Here is a 17,275-nt window from a genome sequence, read left to right as displayed (position 1 = left end):
GCCGTCAGAGCCAGATGATCCGGCCGGTCGGGGAGGGGCCCTCGCCGGGCTCGACGATCGCGGCGATCCCCTGCGGCTTCGCCGCGTCGTCGGGCCTGCGGACGATCACCGGCCTGTCGGCGATGCCGTGCGACTTGCGGATCTCCGGCAGCTTCTTCTGCAGGATGGCGATCGCCGCCGCCTCGACGGCGGGGTCGTGCGAGGGCCGCTCCTCGGCCGCGGCGACGGCGGCGTGGCAAAGCATCGCGGCGGCGGCCGCAATCGGCAGATGGCGCATGGTATTCCCTGTCCGGTCTTTTCTCGTTGCCGGCAAGACTAGCGGCGGGAGGTTGCGGAACGGCCAAGGGACATGGTTACGCCCGGGCAAAGCGGCATGGTTGAGAAAGGATGAGGCCTTGCCGGCGAAGGGGATTTCGGCTGATATCGCAAGGCCTGACCCTCCGAGGACGACCATGAAAGCCCTTCTCAGCCTGCTTGCGCTTCTCGCTCTCGCCGCCGCGCCCGCCGCGGCGAACGACACCATGGCCGAGCTGAAGGCGGGCGGCCTCACCTTCGTGCGCTCGCCGGACGTGGAGATGACGCGCGAGGCGCTCTTCATCTCGCCGACGGAGATCCGCGTCGACTACGTCTTCACCAACACCTCGGACAAGGACGTCTCCGGCCTCGTCGCCTTCCCGATGCCGGAGATCGGCGGCGACCCCTATGCCAATGTCGCCCTCGACGACACGGAGACGGACAACTACCTCGCCTTCACCGCCGCGCAGGACGGCCGGGCGGTCGCCGTCAACCTGCAGCAGCGCGCGGAGGCCGCCGGCCTCGACGTCACCGGGGACCTCGTCGCCCGCGGCGTCCCGCTGCTGCCCTATGCGGAAGCGACGAAGGCGGCGCTGGAAAAGCTTCCCGCCGAGGTGGCCGGGGACTGGATTTCCCGCGGCATCATCTTCGTCGACAGCTACGACGACGACGGCACCGGCATGAAGGACCATCGCACGCCGCTCTGGACGCTGAAATCCGTCTACTGGTGGCGCACGACCTTTCCGGCGGGCCGCGAGGTCGCCGTGCAGCACCGCTACCGTCCGGGCGTCGGCGGCACGGTCGGCATCACCTTCCTGGAGGACGGCGCCGGCAAGGGCGAGCGCTTCGAGGACTACCGCAAGCGCTACTGCATCGAGGACGACATCGTGCGCCGCGCCGTGCAGTCGGAGAAGGACATGGCGGCGGGAAAATCCTATCTCGTCGAGAACTGGATCTCCTACGTGCTGACGACCGGTGCCAACTGGAGCGGCCCGATCCGCGACTTCACGCTCACCGTCGACAAGGGGGCGCCGGAAAACCTCGTCAGCTTCTGCGGCGACGGCGTCCGCAAGACCGGCCCGACCACCTTCGAGATGAAGGCGAAGGATTTCTACCCGGAACGCGACATCGACATCCTGCTGCTGAAGCCGATGGCGGCGATGCAGTAGGGCCGCGAAAGGCCCCTCATCCCGCTGCCGCGACTTCTCCCCGCAAGCGGGGAGAAAGGGAACCCGGCTAAGGCTTCCTTCGGAAAACGCCCCGACAAACCCCTTCTCCCCGCTTGCGGGGAGAAGATGCCGGCAGGCGGATGAGGGGCGCAGCCGATTCTAAAAGATCACCCCGCCGCGCCGACGCCGACGGCCTTCTGGCCGAGTGCCTGGAAGACGGTGGCGACGATGCCGGCGCGGTCGAGGCCGGCTTTGGCATACATCGCCTCGGGCTTGGCCTGCTCCATCCAGATGTCCGGCAGCACCATCGGCCGCACCTTCAGCCCGTGGTCGATCAGCCCTTCCACCGCCAGGAACTGCAGCACGTGGCTGCCGAAGCCGCCGACCGAGCCCTCCTCGACGGTGATCAGCACCTCGTGATGGCGGGCGAGCTGGCGGATAAGGTCATGGTCGAGGGGTTTTGCGAAGCGGGCGTCGGCGACCGTGGTGGAAAGGCCCGCCGCGTCGAGGTCCTCGGCGGCCAGCAAACAGTCGGCAAGGCGCGTGCCGAAGGAGAGGAGCGCCACCTTGGAGCCCTGCTTGACCACGCGACCCTTGCCGATGGCAAGGATCTCCCCGCGCGCCGGCATCTCGACGCCGACGCCCTCGCCGCGCGGATAGCGGAAGGAGATCGGGCCGTCGTCGTGAGCCGCTGCGGTGCGCACCATGTGCTTCAGCTCCGCCTCGTCGGCCGCCGCCATCACCACGAAGCCGGGAAGGGCGGCGAGATAGGCGGTGTCGAAGGAGCCCGCATGCGTCGGCCCGTCGGCGCCGACGAAGCCGGCGCGGTCGATGGGGAAGCGCACCGGCAGACCCTGGATCGCCACGTCGTGCACCACCTGGTCGTAGCCGCGCTGCAGGAAGGTGGAGTAGAGCGCGCAGAACGGCTTGTACCCTTCCGCCGCGAGCCCCGCCGCGAAGGTGACGGCATGCTGCTCGGCGATGCCGACGTCGAAGGTGCGCTCGGGGAAGGCGATGGCGAGCTTGTCGAGCCCGGTGCCCGACGGCATGGCGGCGGTGACGCCGACGATCTTCTCGTCATAGCCCGCCTCCTGCACCAGCGCCTCGGCGAAGACGGCGGTGTAGGCGGGCGCGTTCGGCTTGGCCTTCGCCTGCGCGCCGGTGATGACGTCGAAGGTGTTGACGCCGTGGTACTTGTCGGCGGCCGCCTCGGCCGGCGGATAGCCCTTGCCCTTCTGCGTCACCACATGGATCAGCACCGGTCCCCTGGCATTGTCGCGCACGTTGCGCAGCACGGGCAGCAGGTGCTCGAAGGAATGCCCGTCGATCGGGCCGATGTGATAGAAGCCCATCTCCTCGAACAGCGTGCCGCCGGTCACGTAGCCGCGGGCGTGCTCGACGGCGCGGGTGATGGCGCGGTCGACCGTCTTGCCGAGATAGGCCGTCAGCTTCTTGCCGAGCTCGCGGAAACCCATGTAGGTGCGGCCCGAGGCGAGCCGCGCCAGGTAGGCGCTCATCGCCCCGGTCGGCGGCGCGATCGACATGTCGTTGTCGTTGAGGATGACGATCAGGCGGGCGTCGAGCGCGCCGGCATTGTTGAGCGCCTCGTAGGCCATGCCGGCCGACATGGCGCCGTCGCCGATGACGGCGATCACGTTGCGGTTCTCGCCGGAAAGGTCGGCGGCCACCGCCATGCCGAGGCCGGCGGAAATCGATGTCGAGGAATGCGCGGCGCCGAACGGATCGTACTCGCTCTCCGCCCGGCGGGTGAAGCCGGAGAGCCCGCCCTCCTGGCGCAGCGTGCGGATGCGGTCGCGCCTTCCGGTCAGGATCTTGTGCGGATAGCACTGGTGGCCGACGTCGAAGATCAGCCGGTCGTGCGGCGTGTCGAAGACCTTGTGGATGGCGATGGTGAGCTCCACCACGCCGAGCCCGGCGCCCAGATGCCCGCCCGTGCGCGAGACGGCGTCGATCATCTCCGCGCGCAGCTCGCCTGCCAGTTGCGGCAGGTCGCGGTCCGGCACGGCCTTGAGGTCGGCCGGGATGCGGACCGTGTCGAGCAGGGGGGTGGCGGGTGCTTTTGTCACTCTCGTGCCTCTTCGTCACGCCTGGCCGGACCGTCCGCTCGGAGAGCCGGCAGGCTCGCCCCGTCCATGCAGAATGCGGCGCGCGATTTCAACCGTTTCGGCCAGTCTAGAACCGATTTCTCCGGATTGATACCGGAGAAACGCCGCAGCCGCCGCTCAGCCCTTGCCGGACCGTTTCGCCCGCGCCGCGACGTTCAGCGCCACGGCCTCGCGGACAAGCGCCTTCAGCGCCTCCGCGTCGATCCGGTCGCCCTCGCGGACATCGATGGCGCGGCGCGTGTTGCCGTCGAGGCTGGCGTTGAAGAGGCCCTTCGGATCCGGAAGCGACGCCCCCTTGGCGAAGGTCATCTTCACGACCGCCTTGTAGGTCTCGCCGGTGCACAGGATGCCGGCATGCGACCAGACGGGCACGCCGCGCCACTTCCATTCCTCGACCACGTCGGGATCGGCCTCGCGGACGAGCGCGCGCAGCCGCGCCAGCGTCTCGCCGCGCCAGTCGGCGAGTTCCGCGATCCGCGCATCGATCTTCTCGGATGGCGATTCCGTCTGCTCCATGGTCCGTCTCCTACATGCGCTCGCCGGGAAGCCGGCTCGCCTGTTCGATCCAGCGGGAAAGCAGCGCCTCGTCCAGGTCGTCGCCCTCGTGGATATGGAAATAGCGCGCCTCCGCCGTCTTCGAGGCGACCGGCGGCACCGGATCGAGCGAGGTGCCGCGGAAGAAGGCGAGCTTGATGTATTTCGCGAAGCAATGGAGGCTGAGGAACCAGCCGTCGCCCTCGATGCCGTAGAGCGGCGAGTTCCATTTGACCGCCTTGGCGACGTCCGGCACGGTCTTTTCGATCAGCGCGTCGATTCTCCGGCCGACGTCGCTCTTCCAGCCGGGCATGGCGGCGATATAGGCCTGCACCGGGCCGTCGCCGTAGCCCTTGGCGATCTGCGGATTGCCGCCCGAAAGCAGCACCACCTCGTCCGGTTTCGTCTTCGGCGTCTTGCGTTCCATGGTTCTCCTCCGCGCCATCGTCGCACCCGATTTTGTCAGCCGGCGGGCAGCGGCACGAATTCCTCCTCGTCGCCGGGCACGATGTCGAAGTGGCCGGTGCGCCACTCCTCCTTCGCCTGCTCGATCCGCTCCTTCGAGGAGGAGACGAAATTCCACCAGATATAGCGCTTCGAGCCGAGCGCCGCACCGCCGAACAGCATCAGGTGACAGCCCTGCGCGCCCGCCTTCAGCGTGATCGCGTCGCCGGGCCGGAAGACGAGCAGCCGGTCGGCCTCGAAGAGATCGCCCGCCACGTCCACCGTGCCGGAAAGCACGTAGACCGCACGCTCCTCCCAGTCGGCGGCGAGCGGTGCTGCGGCGCCCGGCGAAAGCGTCAGGTCGGTATAGAGCGTGTCGGTCGGCACGCGGACCGGCGAGGCATGGCCCTCGTAGCGGCCGATGATCGTGCGCCCGGAAATGCCGTCCGCCGAGAAGGACGGCAGCTCCGCCGCCGTCGTGTGGGCGAAGACCGGGACGCTCTCCTCCAGGTGGTCCGGCAGCGCCAGCCAGGTCTGCAGGCCGGAGAGGGACTGCGGCCGCCCGCGGAGGTTCTCCGGCGAACGCTCGGAATGGACGATGCCGCGCCCCGCCGTCATCAGGTTCACGTCGCCGGGCGCGATCACCATCTCGGTGCCGAGGCTGTCGCGGTGCTTGATCTCGCCGTCGAAGAGATAGGTGACGGTGGAAAGGCCGATATGCGGATGCGGCTTCACGTCGATCGCCTCGCCGGCTTTCAGCAGCGCCGGCCCCATCCGGTCGAAGAAGATGAACGGCCCGACCAGCCGGCGCTTCGCCGTCGGCAGCGCGCGCCGCACCGCGAAGCCGCCGATGTCGCTCGTGCGCGGGATGATCAGGTGCTCCAGCGCATCGCAGGCCGCAGCATCGCCTGCCTCCGGGTCCTTTCCGGGAAAGAAGCTCATGGCGCCCTCCTTCTGTTGTCGATGGCGCAATGCTAGCGGGGCAAGCGGAGCATGGATAGGGCGCGGGCGGTTGACGGTGTGGTCAGGGAACGGGGCCTTCACCCCCCGTCGAGCGGCTCCGTGCCCTGCGGCCTGCCGGCGCGGTCGAGGCGGATCTTCTCGATGCGGTTCTCGGCGGCGGAGAGCAGGGCCTCGCAGTGCTTCTTCAGCGCCTCGCCGCGCTCGTAGATCTCGATGGAGCGGTCGAGCGCCACGTCGCCGCGTTCCAGCGCGGCGACGATCTTCTCCAGCTCCTCCACGGCCTGCTCGAAGGTGAGGGCGGAAACGTCCGGGGCGGAAGGTGCGGCATTGGTCATGGGTGTCAGCCTCTCATCAGGCGATGGATGTGGGTGGCGGCGGATTCGGCGAGCCCCTGCAGGTCGTAGCCGCCTTCCAGCAGGCTGACGACGCGGTTCTGCGCCGAGCGGTCGGCGAGCTCCATCAGCTTCGCCGTCGCCCAGTCGAAATCCTCGGCGACGAGGTTCAACTGCGCCAGCGGGTCGCGGTGATGGGCGTCGAAGCCCGCCGAGACGATGATCAGGTCCGGCCGGAAGTCGGCGACGCGCGGCAGCACGCGCGACTTGAAGGCCTCGCGGAAATGCTCGCTGCCGGTGTCGGGCGACAGCGGCGCGTTGACGATGTTGCCGGCCCCCGTCTCGTCCTTCGCGCCGGTGCCGGGATAGAGCGGCATCTGGTGCGTCGAGCAGAACAGCACGGAGGGATCGTCCCAGAAGATGTCCTGCGTGCCGTTGCCGTGGTGCACGTCCCAGTCGACGATGGCGACGCGCTCGACGCCATGGGCCTTCTGCGCGTGGCGGGCGGCGATCGCGGCATTGTTGAAGAAGCAGAAGCCCATCGCCTTCTCGCGCTCGGCATGGTGGCCGGGCGGGCGGGCGGCGACGAAGGCGTTGTCGGCCTTGCCGGAGAGGACGGCGTCGACCGCGGCGACCGCCCCGCCGACGCCCGTCAGCGCCGCCTGGAGGCTCGCGGGGCTCGCATGGGTATCGGCCTCGAAATGGTTGATGCCCTCCTCCGGGATCGCCTGCATGACAGCGCGCAGGTGGCTTTCCGGATGGGCGAGCAGGACGAGGTCCTCGTTCGCCTGCGGGGCCTTCTCGCGCGCGAGCGCGGCGAAGCGCTCGTGCTCCAGCGCGATGTTCAGTGCGCGCAGCCGGTCGGCCCGCTCCGGATGGCCCTCGGGGGTCTGGTGCTCGAGGAAGATCGGATTCTCGAAGAGGATCGTCGTCATGCCGGCAAGGCTACCGTCTGCGGCGGGCGCGGTCCACGGAAAAGGGACCGCGCCCGCCGTCTTTCAACAGGGCTCGCTCAGGCGCGCTGGTGCAGCAGCGGATAGCCGGCGAGCACGGCACGGCCGGCAAGGGCCGCGATCGCCGCCTTGAGGAGGTCGCCGGGCAGGAAGACGGCGGAGGCGAGCGACACTTCGAGGAAGGCCTTGCCGCTCATGTGGGCGAGCCAGGCGAGGCCGAAGAGATAGTTGACGAGGATGCCGCCGATGACGGCCGCGCCGAGGAAGGCGGCGAGCTGGAGGACTTCCTTCTGCCCCTCGCGCACGAAGCGCTCGGCAATGAGCCCGGTCACGAAGGCGCCGACGACCCAGCCGACGAGATAGCCGGCCGTCGGCCCGGCGAAGACGGCGAGGCCGCCGCGTCCGCCCGACAGCACCGGCAGGCCGATGGCGACCAGCAGCAGCAGGAGCAGCATGGAGGCGGCGCCGCGCCGCGCGCCGATGATGCAGCCGGCCAGCATCGGCCCGAGCGACTGCGCGGTGATCGGCACCGGAATGAAGCCGAGCGTCACCGGCGGGATGAGGCCGAGCACGATCATGATGGCGGCGAAGAGGGCGACGAGCACGATGTCTCTGGTGGTCATGTCTGATGTCCCCGTTGATGGATGCCCGTTCAATGCCGCCGGAAGCCGCGCGCGTCAATCGCCATGGCGATCGTGTCGGCGTCCTTCAGCGTCAGGATGACGAGCGGCGTCAGGAGCGTGAGCGGCCGCACCGGCAGGCCGCGCGCCTTGTGCGCGGCCGAAATCTCGCCGTAGCGGGCGAGGATCTCCGGCACGAAGCGGATGACGAGGCCGACGGCGAGGCTGACGTCGGCGGCGCGCACGAGGCCGAGCCGCTCGAACGGGGCGAGGAGCCGCGCGACCTCGTCCATGAAGGCCGGGATGCCGGTCGTCGCCGTCACGGCGGCGGCGAGCAGCACCAGCGCGGAAAGCCGGCAGAGGACGGCGGCCGCCTCGCGCGGCGACACGAAGACGTAGTTCGCGGCGGCGACCAGCGCGACGGTGAAGAGCACGAAGCGCACGCGCCGGAAGGCCTCGCGGAGGCCGATGCCGGTCGACAGGAAGAGGACCGCCGCGGCGGCGAGCGCCGGGCCGAGGATGCGGAGGTCCGAGGTCAGGAACAGCAGGATGGCGGCGGTGAACAGGAGGACGAGCTTGCCGCGCACCGGCAGGCGGTGGAGGAGCGTGCGGCCCTCGATGTCGAGCCCGTTCAGCATGCGGCGATCTCCCGGTAGGCGCGGATCGCCTGCGCCGGCGGCGCGTCGGCGGCAAGCCGGCCCTCGTGGAACACCAGCACCCGGTCGAAGCCGTCGAGGAGCGGCAGGTCGTGGCTGATGACCAGCACCTGCTCCGGCAGGCCGGCGATGGTGCGGGCGATCAGCGCCCGGTTCCTGAGGTCGAGCTGGTTGGTCGGCTCGTCGAGGATGAGCAGCTTCGGGCCGGTCACCAGCACGCTGGCGATCGCGCCGAGCTGCGTCTCGCCGCCGGACAGCTCGTGCACGCGGCGGCGGGCGAGATGGGAAATGCCGAAGCGCTCGAGGATCGCCGCCGTCCGCGCCGCGATCTCCGCCTTGTCGAGCCCGCGGTTCTTCAGCCCGAAGGCGATGTCCTCGGCGAGGATCGGCAGGATCATCTGGTGCTGCGGGTTCTGGAAGATGAAGCCGGTCTTTCCGCGCGCGGCCTCCTCATCCTTGACGGTGTCGAGCCCGTCCACCGTCACCGCGCCGCCGCTCGGCTTCACCAGCCCGTTGATCAGCCGCGCCATCGTCGTCTTGCCGGAGCCGTTCAGCCCGACGACGCCGATGCGCCGTTCCGACAGCGTGAGCGAGAGCGGGTGGAGGGCGACGCGCCCGGCATAGCTGACCGTGGCGGCGGTAAAGACGATGTCCAAGGGTCTGGGTCCCGGTTCGCGAGGCTGGGGGAGCTATAGAGCAATTGCGGGAGACGTGGGAAGCGGTTTTGCAGGATGCTCCTCATCCGGCTGCCGCCACCTTCTCCCCGCAGGCGGGGAGAAGGTGATGTCGCGCCGTTTTCCTCCTGTCGAGAGTCGGGAAACCGTTGCGCCCGTCGCTCCTCGCCCCGCTTGCGGGGAGAGGATGCCGGCAGGCAGGTGAGGGGCACGTGCCGCAGGAAGGCTGGAACAAACCAAGAATATATGCCTATCATCCCGCATGACGATTCTCCTTTCCAACACCGAGGCCCGCCGCATCTTCCTCGCCCGTCAGGGGCTTTCCGCGCCGCCGGGCAGGGCGCTCGGCAAGGAGGGGCTGCTTTCGCTCATCCACGACCTCGGCTTCGTGCAGGTGGACAGCATCGCCACCGTCGAGCGGGCGCATCACCAGATCCTGTTTTCCCGCAACCAGACCTATCGCCGCGAGCATCTCGCCGAGCTGCTGGAGAGGGACGGCGAGCTCTTCGAGAACTGGACGCACGACGCCTCGATCATCCCGAGCGCCTTCTACCGCTACTGGAAGCACCGCTTCCGCCGCGAGGAGGCCTCGATCCTGGAGCGCTGGCGCAAATGGCGCGGACCGGGCTTCGAGGAGGCCTTCGACGAGACCTATGCCCGCATCGCCGAGGGCGGCGCGGTGATGTCGCGCGACCTCAAGGCGGACGACCACAAGTCCGGCGGCTGGTGGAACTGGCATCCGAACAAGACGGCGCTCGAATATCTGTGGCGCACCGGCAAGGTGGCGATCGCAAGGCGGGAGAACTTCCAGAAGGTCTACGACCTCGCCGAGCGCGTGCTGCCGCCGCACCATCACGCGCCGGAGGTCGGCCACGACGCCTTCGTCGACTGGGCCTGCCGCAGCGCGCTGGAACGGCTCGGCTTCGCCACCCATGGCGAGATCGCCGCCTTCTTCGACCTCGTCGCGCCGGAGGAGGCGAAGGCCTGGGTCGAGACGCATCGCGACGCGCTGCGCCCCGTGCTGGTCGCGCCCGCCGACGGCGGCAGGCCGCGCCCCTCGCACGCCTTTTCCGGCTTCCCGGAGAACCTCGGCGACATTCCCGAGCCGCCCGCGCGGCTGCGCGTGCTCTCGCCCTTCGATCCGCTCATCCGCGACCGAAACCGCACCGAACGGCTGTTCGGCTTCTTCTACCGGATCGAGATCTTCGTGCCGGAGCCGAAGCGGCAATACGGCTACTACGTCTTCCCGCTGCTCGAAGGCGACCGCCTCGTCGGCCGCATCGACATGAAGGCGGACCGCAGGAGCGGCACGCTCGACGTCCGCCGCCTCTGGTGGGAACCGAAGGTGAGGGCCTCGGCCGGCCGGATGGAGAAGCTGGAGGCGGAGCTCTCCCGCCTCGCGAAATTCTCCGGCGTCGAGACGGTGCGCTGGCTCGACGGCTGGCGGGGGGAGGAGTAGCGGTTTGTGGTTCTGCGCCCCCGGCGATGGAACGGATCGCCGGGCGGGTGGGGTCGACGCGGCGTCGGAAACACAGGCGTCGAATGTCTGGCGCGGCAGGCGAAGGCGAACGTGGGGGAATGCGCCCGATCCGGAAGGATATCGCCGGCATGATGCGGCGTCTGAACGCCAGCGACGACCTGGCGCGCCGGAGCGAGCTTCGCGACGGTTTGGAACCGATGACGGGGGCGGAACCGGGCGGCGCGCCGGCGCCTGTCCGCACGACGATCGAGGGAACTCTGGAACGCATCGGCGATATCGTCCGGCGCGCGGAAGCCCTGAAAGCGGGCCCTGAGAACTGCCGCCGGGAAACGGCCCGGCGGCAACGGAGGGGCCTTCGCCCGTCTTCAGCCGATATCCGTCGACGTGATGCGGATGCCGAACCCTTCCAGGCCGACATAGTGGCGCTCGCGCGAGGCCATCAGGCGGATCGAGGTGACGCCGAGGTCCTTGAGGATCTGCGCGCCGAGGCCGATTTCCAGCCATTCGCTCTCGCGCGTGCGCGCCTCGTCGTGGCCCTCGCGGTCGTGCTTGCCCTTGCGCGCGGTCTGCGAGGCGCCGACGCCGACGGACCCCTCGCGCAGGTAGACGATGACGCCGCGCCCGGCCTCGGCGATGCGCTTCATGAAGGCGTCCACCTGCCGCTGCGCGCCGAAGACGTCGTCGCCGACGTTTTCCAGATGCAGGCGCACGGGGATGTCCACGCCGTCGCGGATGTCGCCGAAGACGACGGCGAGGTGGTGCATCGGATCCCAGGGCAGCGTGTAGGTATGGCCCCTGGCCTTGCCGTAGGGGGTCTCGACGTCGAACGTGCCCACCTGCTCGATCAGCGTCTCCTTGCGCTGGCGGTAGGCGATGAGGTCGGCGACGGAGACCTGCTTCAGCCCGTGCGTCTCGGCGAAGGAGGCGACCTGGGGCCCGCGCATCACGCTGCCGTCGTCGTTGACGAGCTCGCAGATCACGCCGATCGGCGGCAGGCTCGCGAGCTTGCAGAGGTCGACGGCGGCCTCGGTATGGCCCGAGCGCATCAGCACCCCGCCCTCGCGCGCGACCAGCGGGAAGATGTGGCCGGGGCGCACGAAGTCGGTGGCGCCGACATTCGGGTTGGCGAGGTTGCGCACCGTCAGCGTGCGGTCGTCGGCGGAGATGCCGGTGGTCGTGCCGTGCTTGAAGTCGACGGAGACGGTGAAGGCGGTGGTGTGGGCGCTGTCGTTCTCCGCCACCATCGCGTTGAGGTTCAGGCGCTTCGCCTCCTCGCGCGGCATCGGGGCGCAGACGATGCCGGAGGTGTGGCGCACGATGAAGGCCATCTTCTCCGGCGTGCAGTGCACGGCGGCGACGATGAGGTCCCCTTCGTTCTCGCGCCCGTCGTCGTCGGTGACGACGACGATCTCGCCGGCCTCGAAGGCCCGGATGGCCTCGACGACGCGCGTCTGGTCGTAGCTCATGAAAATGCTCCTGTTTGCAGCCGGCCGGTCTGGCCGCGGTCGCGTAGATAATGGTCGGCGATGGCGCAGGCGACCATCGCCTCGCCGATCGGCACGGCGCGGATGCCGACGCAGGGGTCGTGCCGCCCCTTGGTGCGCACGTCGACATTGTTGCCGTCGGCGTCGATCGAGCGGCGCTCGGTGAGGATCGAGGAGGTCGGCTTGATGGCGAAGCGCGCCACGACCGGCTGGCCGGTGGCGATGCCGCCGAGGATGCCGCCCGCGTGGTTGGCGAGGAAGATCGGCTTGCCGTCGTTGCCCATGCGCATCTCGTCGGCGTTCTCCTCGCCGGTCAGCTCGGCGGCGGCGAAGCCCTCGCCGATCTCCACGCCCTTGACCGCGTTGATCGACATCAGCAGCGAGGCGATGTCCTGGTCGAGCTTGCCGTAGATCGGCGCGCCGATGCCCGCCGGCACGCCCTCGGCCACCACCTCGACCACGGCGCCGATCGAGGAGCCGGCCTTGCGGATGCCGTCCAGATATTCCTCCCAGACCGGCACGATCGCCGGGTCGGGGGCGAAGAACGGGTTGTTGGAGACCTCGGCCCAGTCCCAGTTGTCGCGGTTGATCCTGTGCCTGCCGATCTGCACCAGCGCGGCGCGTACGGTAAGTCCCGGCACGACCTTGCGGGCGAGGCCGCCGGCCGCCACGCGCGCCGCCGTCTCGCGCGCCGAGGAGCGGCCGCCGCCGCGATAGTCGCGGATGCCGTATTTCACGTCATAGGCATAGTCGGCGTGTCCCGGGCGGTAGCGCCGGGCGATCTCGCCGTAATCCTTGGAGCGCTGGTCGGTGTTCTCGATCAGCATCGAGACCGGCGTGCCGGTGGTGATCATCGTCTCGCCGTCGTCGTCCGGCATCACGCCCGAGAGCACCTTGACGAGGTCGTCCTCGCGCCGCTGCGTGACGAAGCGCGACTGGCCGGGCTTGCGCTTGTCGAGCCAGGCCTGGATCTCGGCGAGCGTGAAGCGGATGCCGGGAGGGCAGCCGTCCACCACGCAGCCGAGCGCCGCCCCGTGGCTTTCGCCCCAGGTGGTGACGCGGAAGAGATGACCGAAGGTGTTGTGCGACATGAGCGGAACGGGACCCCTGGAGACGTGGGTCCTCTCTTAGTGGAAAAGGCAGGCGGGCGACAAGGGTTTCGCGACACGGGTTTCACGCTGTGCGCCCGACAATCCGGGGGATGACGCCGGCCTCCGCCTTGATTTGCCCCGGCTTTCCGGCCATCCCTGTGCGATCGCACGCGCCGGCACGGCGAATTTCGCCATATTTGGGAGGCATCTGACGTGGCCACGAAGAAGAGTGATTCCTCCGGGAGGGTTCGTAAGATGCGGTTCCTGATCGCAACGCTGCTGGCAGTCGTCGGCATCCTGTCGCCGCTCAGCGCCTCGGCCGAAAGCGCCGACGTCGAGGCGGTCATCACCAAGGTCGATCTCAACGCGCTCAGCCTGTTGCTCGACGACGGCAAGAGCTACCAGGCGCCGGAGGAGTTCAATTTCGAGGGCCTGGAGCCGGGGGTGAAAGTGCTCGTCTTCTATACCGAGGTCGACGGCAAGCGCGTCATCAACGACCTCGAGATCGTCGAATAGCAGGGCGCGCCGGCGGCCTACAGCCAGCGCATGCCCGTCTCGTCTATCGAGAGGATCCGGTCCTGATGGATCGGCGTGCCGGCCGCCTCCTCGGGCTCCATGCCGTGGAGGCGGAAGAGGGCGCGGCAGACGCCGCCATGCGCGACGCAGACCGTCGGGCCGCGGACGTCGGCGAGCCAGGAGCCTACCCGCCAGCAGAGGATCTCGTAGCTTTCCGCCGCCTCGCCGGGCGGGATGAAGTCCCATTTGCCGCGCGCCCGCTCGCGCACGCGCTCCGGCGCGATCTCCATCAGCTCGGGCAGCGTATGGCCCTCCCAGTCGCCGAAGGAGACCTCGACGAGGCGCCGGTCCGTGCGGTAGGCGGCGGGGTCGATGCCCATGGCGCCGCGCAGGATTTCCATGGTCTCGCGGGTGCGCGACAGCGGGCTCGCCACGAAATCGAAGCCCGCGGCATCGCCGAGAAGCGTCTTCAGCGCGCGGCCGTTGCCGGCCGCCTGTCCGCGGCCGGTCCCGTTGAGGGGGATGTCCTTCTGCCCTTGCAGCCGGCCCTCGGCGTTCCAGTCGGTCTCGCCGTGACGGATCAGGTAGATGCGCAAGGCCCCGGGCTCAGTCCTTGACGACGGAGATGTCGGGCGCGTCGACGGCCTTCATGCCGATGACGTGGTAGCCGCTGTCGGCGTGGTGGACCTCGCCGGTGACGGAGCGCGACAGATCGGACAGCATGTAGAGGCCGACGTCGCCCACCTCCTCGATGGTGACGGTGCGGCGCAGCGGCGCGTTGTACTCGTTCCACTTGAGGATATAGCGGAAGTCGCCGATGCCCGAGGCCGCGAGCGTCTTGATCGGGCCTGCCGAGATGGCGTTGACGCGGATGTTCTTCGGGCCGAGGTCGACGGCGAGGTATTTCACGCTCGCCTCCAGCGCCGCCTTGGCCACGCCCATGACGTTGTAGTTCGGCATGACCTTTTCCGCGCCGTAGTAGGTCAGCGTCAGCATCGAGCCGCCGTCGGTCATCAGCTTCTCCGCCCGGCGCGCGACCGAGGTGAAGGAATAGACGGAGATCTGCATCGTCTTGGCGAAATTGTCCGCCGTGGTGTCGACGTAGCGGCCGGTCAGTTCGTCCTTGTCGGAGAAGCCGATGGCGTGCACGACGAAGTCGATCTTGCCCCACATCTTGCCGACGTTCTCGAAGACGGCGTCGATCGAGGCCTCGTCGCTCACGTCGCAGTCCCCGGCAAGCACCGCGCCGATCTCGGCGGCGAGCGGCTCGACGCGCTTCTTCAGGGCGTCGCCCTGGTAGGTGAAGGCGATCTCGCCGCCCTGCGCGTGGATGGCCTTGGCGATGCCCCAGGCGATGGAGCGGTTGTTGGCGACGCCCATGATGACGCCGCGCTTGCCCTGCATCAGACCGGTTGCCTGAACCATGGTGTGTCCCCTGCTATCTCAATCGCTTCCGCCTATGGCATAGGCGGCAATGCGGTTCAAGCGCGCGGAGCATCAGGAACTGTTAGCACAGGTAACAATGGGTGCATGTTTCACCCGGACGTCATGAATTGACTAAAGATAAAGGCCTTCGCGCAGGCTGCGCATCAGGTCGATCATCTTGTCGTCCGGCTTTTCCCAGAGCAGGAGGCGGATTTCGGCGATGAGGTCGCCGCGCTCGCCGTCCTCCTTGATCAGGCCTTCGCCGGGAATGCGCACGACCTGGTCGGAGCCGGACCAGGCCGGCACCGTCACCGCGACCGGACCGAGCGGCCCGTCGATCGTCGCCTCGCAGCCGAGCACGGCGTTCTCGATGGTGATCGGCAGGTCGGTCCTGAGGTCGAAGCCGTCGACGCGGAAGGGGCCGGGCGCCACGCGCACGGTCACGACGGCGTCGCCGCGCTTCAGCTTCTCGATGCGGTGGCCCTGCTCGCGCAGGCGAATCACCTGGCCGTCGGTCGAGCCCGCGCCGAGCGGCACGCGCAGCACCTGCCCGTCCGGCGTCTCGACGCTGGCGCGCGTCTTCTTCAGGATGTCCGCGACGTCGACCACGACCTCGCAGGCGAGGTCCGGCGCCTTGTCCGCCTTGACGCGCGCGCCGCGGATGCGCCGCACGATGGCCGAGATGATCGCCGCCGCGGGCGCGACGCCGCGCTCCCTGGCCGCCAGCGTCTCGTCGTCCGAGGCCTCCTCGTCGACGGCCGCCCTGCGGGCGTCCTGCGCCTGCGCGGCCTGCTGCGGCTGCGGGCGGACCTCGGCCTTCGGCTCGGCGGGCTGGCCGCGCGAATCGACGCCGAAGATTCGCGCGATCATGTCCTCGGCGCTCTCGTCCGACATTTTCGGGGCTTCGGCGCGGGCCTTGCGCTCGGCCTGCTGGCGGCGCATCTGCTCCATGCGGCGCAGCTCCGCCTCGCGCTGGGCACGGTCGTAGCGGCTGCGCCTGTCCGGATCGCGCAGCAGGTCGTAGGCGCGGCCGGCCTCGGTGAAGCGCACCGTCGCCAGCGGATCGTCGTGGTTCTGGTCCGGATGCACGGCCTTGGCGAGCGAGCGCCAGGCGGCCTTGATCTCGTCCTGGCCCGCGTTCCTCTTGACGCCAAGCACCGTATAGGGGTCACGCATGACTATCCGCCCTTATCCGTTTTGCCGGCCATCATAGGTGGCAACGTCCTAACCGCTGGTTACGTGACAATGTTGACGAAACGCAAATGTTCAGCCCTGCCGGTCGAAGGAGAGCAGCATCCATTCGCCGTCGCCGCCCGCGCAGGTGCGGCCGCGGAAATTGGCGATGCCCTGGTAGGAATGGCGCGTCGTGACGAAGTCGCGGCAGAGCCGGCCCGCCTCGTCGCGCTGCTCGGCGATGCGCGAGATGACGCCCGCGCTGCCCGAGGCGGAATTGGCCCAGGGGATGGGATTGCCGGCGTTGCGCTGGATGTCGACGGAGGAGACGGCGTTGCGGATCGTCGTCTCGTCGGAGACGCGGTCCTTGCCCTGCGCGCCGCCGACCGAGCTGGTCTTGACGGCGGTGTCGACCTTGCCGGTCGGAAACAGGTCGAGCGTGCTGGTGCAGCCGCAAAGCAGGACGACCGACACCGCCGCCACGGCGCGCGCAAGGCGCCGTGCTGCGCAAGGGTTTGTCTGCGGTCGCGACTTTGCTATGACTTCCACTCCTGCCCGCCCGTGAGCCAGAAAGATCGGCATTGAGACGAATATGAGCGAAAAAGCGTTAACAACCGGTGACTTCACCGAGGAAAGCGAACCCTATTCCCTGTTTGGCACATGGCTTGCGGAGGCGGGAAAGAGCGAGCCGAACGACCCCAACGCGCTGGCGCTGGCGACCGTCGACGAAAGCGGCATGCCCAATGTGCGCATGGTGCTGCTCAAGGATTTCGACGCGAAGGGCTTCGTCTTCTACACCAATTTCGAGAGCCGCAAGGGCGTCGAGCTGCTTTCCGCCCGCAAGGCCGCCATGTGCTTCCACTGGAAGTCGCTGCGCCGCCAGGTGCGGGTGAGGGGCGACGTCGAGATCGTCGCCGACACCGAGGCCGACGCCTATTACGCCTCGCGCCCGCGCGGCAGCCGCATCGGCGCCTGGGCCTCGAAGCAGTCCCGCCCGCTCGAAAGCCGCTTCGCGCTGGAGAAGGCGGTGGCCGAATACACCGCCCGCTACGCCATCGGCGAGATCCCGCGCCCGTCCCACTGGTCCGGCTTCCGCCTGAAGCCGGTCTCCATCGAATTCTGGCACGACCGCCCCTTCCGCCTGCACGACCGCATCGAATTCCGCCGTGCCGGGGAGGGATGGGAGAAGGTGAGGATGTATCCCTAGGGATTATTTGCCCCTCACCTGCCTGCCGGCATCCTCTCCCCGCAAGCGGGGCGAGGAACTTATGCCGTGCCGTTTTCCCCCTTCTCCCCGCTTACGGGGAGAAGGTCCCGGCAGGGGGATGAGGGGCAATTGCG

The 17,275-nt window shown here is 68.8% G+C and carries 20 protein-coding genes; 4 read left to right on the top strand and 16 right to left on the bottom strand.

The annotated features are described in order from the left end of the window. Positions 1 to 4: 4 nt before the first annotated feature. The gene (locus NNZ72_RS20645; protein WP_257317471.1) at positions 5 to 277 is read right to left on the bottom strand and encodes a hypothetical protein; all 273 of its coding nucleotides are present in this window, start codon (positions 275 to 277) and stop codon (positions 5 to 7) included. A 175-nt stretch (positions 278 to 452) separates the two neighbouring features. Between NNZ72_RS20645 and NNZ72_RS20640 the strand changes: the two genes are divergently transcribed. Beyond that, positions 453 to 1,463: a DUF4424 domain-containing protein gene (locus NNZ72_RS20640; RefSeq protein WP_257317470.1), complete on the top strand. Its 1,011-nt coding sequence runs from the start codon at positions 453 to 455 to the stop codon at positions 1,461 to 1,463. Positions 1,464 to 1,630: 167 nt separating this feature from the next. On the opposite strand, the gene dxs is transcribed toward NNZ72_RS20640, so the two are convergent. The 9 genes from dxs to NNZ72_RS20595 form a co-directional block, all read right to left on the bottom strand. After that, the gene (gene dxs, locus NNZ72_RS20635; RefSeq protein WP_257317469.1) at positions 1,631 to 3,550 is read right to left on the bottom strand and encodes a 1-deoxy-D-xylulose-5-phosphate synthase; all 1,920 of its coding nucleotides are present in this window, start codon (positions 3,548 to 3,550) and stop codon (positions 1,631 to 1,633) included. Between the two features lie 156 nt (positions 3,551 to 3,706). Next, positions 3,707 to 4,105, bottom strand: coding sequence for a DUF1801 domain-containing protein (locus NNZ72_RS20630; RefSeq protein ID WP_257317467.1), 399 nt, complete (start codon positions 4,103 to 4,105; stop codon positions 3,707 to 3,709). A 10-nt stretch (positions 4,106 to 4,115) separates the two neighbouring features. Then, entirely contained in the window at positions 4,116 to 4,550 is a 435-nt protein-coding gene (locus tag NNZ72_RS20625) for a DUF1801 domain-containing protein (protein ID WP_257317466.1), read from the bottom strand. A gap of 35 nt (positions 4,551 to 4,585) precedes the next feature. After that, complete coding sequence (locus NNZ72_RS20620; RefSeq protein ID WP_257317465.1) at positions 4,586 to 5,509, bottom strand: pirin family protein; 924 nt, start codon at positions 5,507 to 5,509, stop codon at positions 4,586 to 4,588. Between the two features lie 98 nt (positions 5,510 to 5,607). Beyond that, entirely contained in the window at positions 5,608 to 5,865 is a 258-nt protein-coding gene (locus tag NNZ72_RS20615) for an exodeoxyribonuclease VII small subunit (protein ID WP_257317464.1), read from the bottom strand. A 5-nt stretch (positions 5,866 to 5,870) separates the two neighbouring features. Further along, complete coding sequence (locus NNZ72_RS20610; RefSeq protein WP_257317463.1) at positions 5,871 to 6,797, bottom strand: histone deacetylase family protein; 927 nt, start codon at positions 6,795 to 6,797, stop codon at positions 5,871 to 5,873. Between the two features lie 77 nt (positions 6,798 to 6,874). After that, positions 6,875 to 7,438: a biotin transporter BioY gene (locus NNZ72_RS20605; protein ID WP_257317462.1), complete on the bottom strand. Its 564-nt coding sequence runs from the start codon at positions 7,436 to 7,438 to the stop codon at positions 6,875 to 6,877. Positions 7,439 to 7,467: 29 nt separating this feature from the next. Beyond that, entirely contained in the window at positions 7,468 to 8,073 is a 606-nt protein-coding gene (locus NNZ72_RS20600; protein ID WP_257317461.1) for an energy-coupling factor transporter transmembrane component T family protein, read from the bottom strand. Continuing rightward, the gene (locus NNZ72_RS20595) at positions 8,067 to 8,747 is read right to left on the bottom strand and encodes an energy-coupling factor ABC transporter ATP-binding protein (RefSeq protein WP_257317460.1); all 681 of its coding nucleotides are present in this window, start codon (positions 8,745 to 8,747) and stop codon (positions 8,067 to 8,069) included. The genes NNZ72_RS20600 and NNZ72_RS20595 overlap by 7 nt, the downstream gene beginning before the upstream one ends. 280 nt (positions 8,748 to 9,027) lie before the next feature. Between NNZ72_RS20595 and NNZ72_RS20590 the strand changes: the two genes are divergently transcribed. Further along, a complete protein-coding gene (locus tag NNZ72_RS20590) occupies positions 9,028 to 10,224 on the top strand; it encodes a winged helix-turn-helix domain-containing protein (protein ID WP_257317459.1) in 1,197 nt (398 codons plus the stop codon). A gap of 386 nt (positions 10,225 to 10,610) precedes the next feature. Here the strand turns inward: NNZ72_RS20590 and ribB are convergent, their stop codons facing one another. Both ribB and aroC read right to left on the bottom strand, forming a co-directional pair. Beyond that, positions 10,611 to 11,711: a 3,4-dihydroxy-2-butanone-4-phosphate synthase gene (ribB, locus tag NNZ72_RS20585; protein ID WP_257317458.1), complete on the bottom strand. Its 1,101-nt coding sequence runs from the start codon at positions 11,709 to 11,711 to the stop codon at positions 10,611 to 10,613. Beyond that, positions 11,708 to 12,820: a chorismate synthase gene (aroC, locus tag NNZ72_RS20580; protein WP_257317457.1), complete on the bottom strand. Its 1,113-nt coding sequence runs from the start codon at positions 12,818 to 12,820 to the stop codon at positions 11,708 to 11,710. The genes ribB and aroC overlap by 4 nt, the downstream gene beginning before the upstream one ends. Positions 12,821 to 13,075: 255 nt before the next feature. Between aroC and NNZ72_RS20575 the strand changes: the two genes are divergently transcribed. Next, complete coding sequence (locus tag NNZ72_RS20575) at positions 13,076 to 13,336, top strand: DUF1344 domain-containing protein (protein ID WP_257317456.1); 261 nt, start codon at positions 13,076 to 13,078, stop codon at positions 13,334 to 13,336. Between the two features lie 17 nt (positions 13,337 to 13,353). On the opposite strand, the gene NNZ72_RS20570 is transcribed toward NNZ72_RS20575, so the two are convergent. From NNZ72_RS20570 to NNZ72_RS20555, 4 genes are all read right to left on the bottom strand, one after another. Next, on the bottom strand, positions 13,354 to 13,932 hold the full coding sequence (locus tag NNZ72_RS20570) for a histidine phosphatase family protein (protein ID WP_257317455.1): 579 nt from the start codon (positions 13,930 to 13,932) through the stop codon (positions 13,354 to 13,356). A gap of 10 nt (positions 13,933 to 13,942) precedes the next feature. Further along, positions 13,943 to 14,761 carry an enoyl-ACP reductase FabI gene (fabI, locus tag NNZ72_RS20565; RefSeq protein ID WP_257317454.1) on the bottom strand — a complete coding sequence of 273 codons (819 nt, stop codon included), beginning with the start codon at positions 14,759 to 14,761 and terminating at the stop codon, positions 13,943 to 13,945. Between the two features lie 132 nt (positions 14,762 to 14,893). Beyond that, positions 14,894 to 15,937: a DnaJ C-terminal domain-containing protein gene (locus NNZ72_RS20560; RefSeq protein ID WP_257317453.1), complete on the bottom strand. Its 1,044-nt coding sequence runs from the start codon at positions 15,935 to 15,937 to the stop codon at positions 14,894 to 14,896. 90 nt (positions 15,938 to 16,027) lie between these two features. Beyond that, positions 16,028 to 16,417: an RT0821/Lpp0805 family surface protein gene (locus tag NNZ72_RS20555; protein WP_257317452.1), complete on the bottom strand. Its 390-nt coding sequence runs from the start codon at positions 16,415 to 16,417 to the stop codon at positions 16,028 to 16,030. 109 nt (positions 16,418 to 16,526) lie between these two features. Between NNZ72_RS20555 and pdxH the strand changes: the two genes are divergently transcribed. Continuing rightward, positions 16,527 to 17,141 carry a pyridoxamine 5'-phosphate oxidase gene (gene pdxH, locus NNZ72_RS20550; protein WP_257317451.1) on the top strand — a complete coding sequence of 205 codons (615 nt, stop codon included), beginning with the start codon at positions 16,527 to 16,529 and terminating at the stop codon, positions 17,139 to 17,141. Positions 17,142 to 17,275: the final 134 nt, after the last annotated feature.

Origin of the sequence: Shinella pollutisoli, assembly GCF_024609765.1 — a bacterium.
In the GTDB taxonomy this organism is placed as follows: domain Bacteria; phylum Pseudomonadota; class Alphaproteobacteria; order Rhizobiales; family Rhizobiaceae; genus Shinella; species Shinella pollutisoli.
Note: the sequence above shows the minus strand (reverse complement) of the source record. Positions and strands in the feature narration are given on the sequence as shown.